The sequence below is a fragment of the Limosilactobacillus antri DSM 16041 genome (assembly GCF_000160835.1).
Taxonomy (GTDB): domain Bacteria; phylum Bacillota; class Bacilli; order Lactobacillales; family Lactobacillaceae; genus Limosilactobacillus; species Limosilactobacillus antri.
This window is the reverse complement of sequence record NZ_GG700734.1, coordinates 167,565-171,508: the sequence shown is the minus strand read 5'-3', so window position 1 is coordinate 171,508 and position 3,944 is coordinate 167,565. Positions and strand designations below refer to the sequence as shown.

Here is a 3,944-nt window from a genome sequence, read left to right as displayed (position 1 = left end):
AAACTGTCGTTAAACAGCTTTTATATTCTATCATCATCGCGATTTGATGTCAAGAACTTTTTTGAATTACTCAACCGTCATCTCACATGACAACTCATTCATGGTAACAAAGATCTAACTCCTTGTCAACAACTATTCCGAAGCAATTAAAACAGCGCTCCGTAACAGCAAGTAATAATATACCAAGCATTCACCCATTCGTCAACACTTTTTCTGCAAAATTAGAAGGTATGCCGCAATTCATACAGGCTATCGTATATTTCAATTGCGGCCAAGTCGATACTGTCAAAGCAGAAGCGCTCTTGTGGACGGAAACGCACAAAGATAAACTCGTCGCTTGCTCGGACATAGGTTACTTCACAGACCGGAACGCCAAACTGTTCAAACACCCGACGCTGTCTTTTTCCACTCGTGTCACACCGCATTGCATTCAGGCGGCGAATAATTTGCAACAAAGTCGATTCTTCCACCCGTCTAATCCTCCTCAAACAAAAAGGGCCGGAGAACATCCCCCGCCCATTAATTCTCATGTTTAATTTTATCCGGTTTAATAAACAATGCAACCATTCCGGCAAGCATACCGAAGTAGTACGTCAGCAGCCGCCATAGGATCATTGCCAGCACCAGCTTAGTCCCGGAGCCGATAAAGCTGGCAAAAAGAACCGAGAACGAGTACTCCGCTCCACCGGCACCACCCGGAATTGGGAACAGCGAAATAATCATAAAAATGAGCACGTGCAGGCTGATCACCATTATGAAATTCATTCCGTGAACGCCCAGTGCCAGCATAATGAAGTACGGAATTGCGTAATAGAAGAATAGCTGACACAGGGTCACCAGACAGACCTTAGCCAACTTGCCATATTCTTCCTTCATCCGTAGGCTCTCTTCATAAAAGGTGTCCACCTTCTCGTTCAAAGAAATCCGCAAGCGTTCATACCGCTCTGGCTTCATAAACCAGGCGCAGGGCTTAATTAACAGGTTCAGGGCCCGTTTAGTAAAGTTATACCAGTACATCACCAGGAGCAGGCCAACAATCACCGCCAAGTGGATAATAAAGCCCAACAGTACCAGTAGTGATAGAGCGTGCAGCTTTTCAGCAATAAAGTGAAAGCCGATCAGCAGGCTGATGAGAAAATTAATCACGATCATCGCCTGGAACACCACAAACTTCATCAGCAAAACTGAACTGGCCAGTCCACCATCAACCCCGCATTGCAGCATTGCCACCAGTTGGGCCGGCTGTCCCCCGGTGGAAAACGGTGTAATACCGTTAAACAGCTGTTCGATTGGGGGCAGACGCAGCGCATCCTTCCAGGTGAAGTCAGCGTGGCGATTATTCATAAAGATTTTTACCACGACCCCTTCCAGGATCAGGTAGAGGCAAATACAAGCCAGTGCAACCAGCATCCACCACCAATTAAGGGTAAAGAAGTCTTGCACCAGCAGGCGAAGGTTGACGGTTCGGAGGGAGTATATCACGATCCCGCCACCGATCAGCAGCATCGCAATCAAGGCAAGCCAGTTTTTCCTACTCATGCTGGCCCTCCTCCGCCTGGTGCCGGTAGAAGTCCAGCCAGACCTTCGTCAAATGATCTTCCGAGTACCGCTGGGCCGCTTGGTGGGCCTGGGCCTGCCAATGGGCCAAGCGGGCCGGGTCATTGCGCAGCAGGGTCAGTTTGACCTGCATTTCATCAACATCCTTAGCTGGCTCATAGTCCCCCGCAATTATCGAATGGTACAGGTCAAGGTCCCGGAGCATTACTGGAGTTCCACAGCTAAACGCCTCCAGAACTGACATTGGAAAAAGTTCGTTGTAAGACGGCAGCAGGAACAGGTCCGCCAGGTTATTCAGCTCCGCGATCTCATCCCGGCTGACGATGCCGGTAAAGCGCAGGTTAGCGGGCGGGTTGTCGACCACCTTCTTCAATTCTGCGTAGCCATCGGTCAAGCGGCCGAAAGAAAAGCCCCCGGCCCAAATAAACTGAACATCCGGGTTCTGCCGGGCTAAGGTAATAAAGTCCGGGACCCCCTTGCGTTCCTGAACCTGCCCCGACCCCAAAACAACAAATTGCTCGGCAGGAATCTGGTAGCGCGCCCGCAATTGCGCTCGCCGCTCTGCAGTAACCGGGTGGAAACGGGCCGCATCAACAAAGTTCGGAATATAAGTGATCTTCCGCCGCGGGATTCCGTAGGCCGTCAGTTTGTCAATAAAAGACGGGTTAACCACCACCAGATGGTCCATCCGTTTATAAAATGCAATCACGTAATGGTAAAAAATCCCACGAAAAGGTTGTGGGATTTTTAAGCTGCCCTCCAGCGTTTCCGGTAAAAAGTGGACGTAGCCGATTTTACGGCCGCGTTTTTTGGAAAACGTCGAAAAGTAGAAGGGCAAATCAATTGTATGGTAGTGACTAATGTCACTTTGCTGGTAGCGGTTAATTTGAATGGCCAGCTGGTCTTGGCACCGGCTCTTCAACAGGTTGACCAATTCCAGGTAGGCGCTGCCCACCCCCTGACCAGCGACCTTATCAGCAGATGAAAACATTGTAACCTTAATCATCACTAGCTCCTTGAACGATGAAATAGACGCCGGGAACGGCGCTGGGCCTTCGCTGCTGCTTCTTCTACCAGGCGTTCCTGACAGTCATTATAAAAAGCAACCACCCGTTTCGCAAACACTTCCGCCGAAATGGTGTGCAGCTTTTCCTGACGACGGGCGTGGGACTCTTGAGTTGCGGGGTGGTTAAGGTAGTAGTGCACCCCTTTTACCAGGTCCGCCCGTTTTTGAAAACTCACCCCGATCGCCGGATCATCAATCAGGTCATCCGTGTACACGCTCCGCATTACCACGATCGGCAAGTCGGAAGCCAGGGCCTCATCGTAGGTCAGACCCTGCGACTCGGAATCGGAAGCCGAAACAAAGACGTCCGCCATCTGGTAATAGTGATGAACGTCCGCGTTCTTAACCTCGCCCGCAAACTGAACGTGGTCCGTCAGCTTCATCTGCCGCACCTGCCGCTCTAAAGTTGCCCGCGCCGGCCCATCACCGACAATCAGCAGCTGGGCCCGGGGATCTTGAACTAAGATATCCGGCAATGCCGCAATCAGCGCCTGGATGTTCTTCTCGTAAGCCAGCCGGCTTAATGAGAGCAGGACCGGCGTATCCGGCGCATAGCCATACTTCTTCCGCATAGCCGCCAGTTCCGTAGGGGTGTCCCGCTGCTGGTAGACCCGCAGGTTAATTCCAGTCGGAATGATCCGCATTGGCGCAGTAATACCATACGAGTGCAGGGTATCCAGCACTCGCTTGCTTGGGGCCACGATTCCATCCATGTTCTTCATGTATAGCCGGGCATAGGCCGCCACGTTTTTTGGTTTGACAATGTGGCCGTTGGCAATGTAATGCAGGTAATCCTGATACATCGTATGGTAAGTGTGCAGGCACGGAATCTTCAGCTCATGGGCGACCATCTTCCCCATCATTCCCAGCGCAAACTCGGTTTGGTTATGCACCACGTCTAACTGAAATTGCTTTGCCAGGTGAATGGCCCGAAAGGCTCCCCGTACCGCAATTCGCCGTTCCGTAAAGGAAACAAAGGGGATGCTGGGGAAACGGTAGATTCCCGCCGCAACGTCATCCTCCTTAGCCTTGGGGTCGGTGGTCGTAAAAATGTAGACATTGTGTCCCTGAGCAGTCAGCTCATCACGGAGGGTTTTAATTGAAGTCGCCACCCCACTGACCTGCGGAAAATATGTATCTGTAAAGAGACCGATATTCACACTTACTGCTCCCATCCATTATTTTCGTCCATAATACTAGCCATTATACTAGACGCACCGTTCTTTAGCAAAGGCCCGTAACTTTCATTGTAGAATGAATCACCACGAGCGACAAGCCCTGGCCAATTGATTAAGACTTTCTTAAAGGCAAAACAAGGGGA

Annotated in this window: 4 protein-coding genes; all 4 read right to left on the bottom strand. The window is 50.8% G+C overall.

The genetic code is table 11. The features are described 5' to 3' along the window. Positions 1-221 precede the first annotated feature (221 nt). From HMPREF0494_RS08220 to HMPREF0494_RS08205, 4 genes are read right to left on the bottom strand one after another with little or no spacing between them, the layout of a single operon-like run. Positions 222-470, bottom strand: coding sequence for a DUF1797 family protein (locus HMPREF0494_RS08220; RefSeq protein WP_040458972.1), 249 nt, complete (start codon positions 468-470; stop codon positions 222-224). Between the two features lie 49 nt (positions 471-519). Beyond that, positions 520-1,539: a lysylphosphatidylglycerol synthase transmembrane domain-containing protein gene (locus HMPREF0494_RS08215; RefSeq protein ID WP_007124494.1), complete on the bottom strand. Its 1,020-nt coding sequence runs from the start codon at positions 1,537-1,539 to the stop codon at positions 520-522. Then, positions 1,532-2,563, bottom strand: coding sequence for a glycosyltransferase family 4 protein (locus tag HMPREF0494_RS08210; protein WP_007124493.1), 1,032 nt, complete (start codon positions 2,561-2,563; stop codon positions 1,532-1,534). The genes HMPREF0494_RS08215 and HMPREF0494_RS08210 overlap by 8 nt, the downstream gene beginning before the upstream one ends. Positions 2,564-2,565: 2 nt before the next feature. After that, entirely contained in the window at positions 2,566-3,783 is a 1,218-nt protein-coding gene (locus HMPREF0494_RS08205; RefSeq protein ID WP_187368711.1) for a glycosyltransferase family 4 protein, read from the bottom strand. Positions 3,784-3,944 lie beyond the last annotated feature (161 nt).

Bases quoted from the DNA above. Each gene is read 5' to 3' on its own strand.
- HMPREF0494_RS08215 (WP_007124494.1), bottom strand. From the start codon at position 1,539: ATGAGTAGGAAAAACTGGCTTGCCTTGATTGCGATGCTGCTGATCGGT.
- HMPREF0494_RS08210 (WP_007124493.1), bottom strand. From the start codon at position 2,563: ATGATTAAGGTTACAATGTTTTCATCTGCTGATAAGGTCGCTGGTCAG.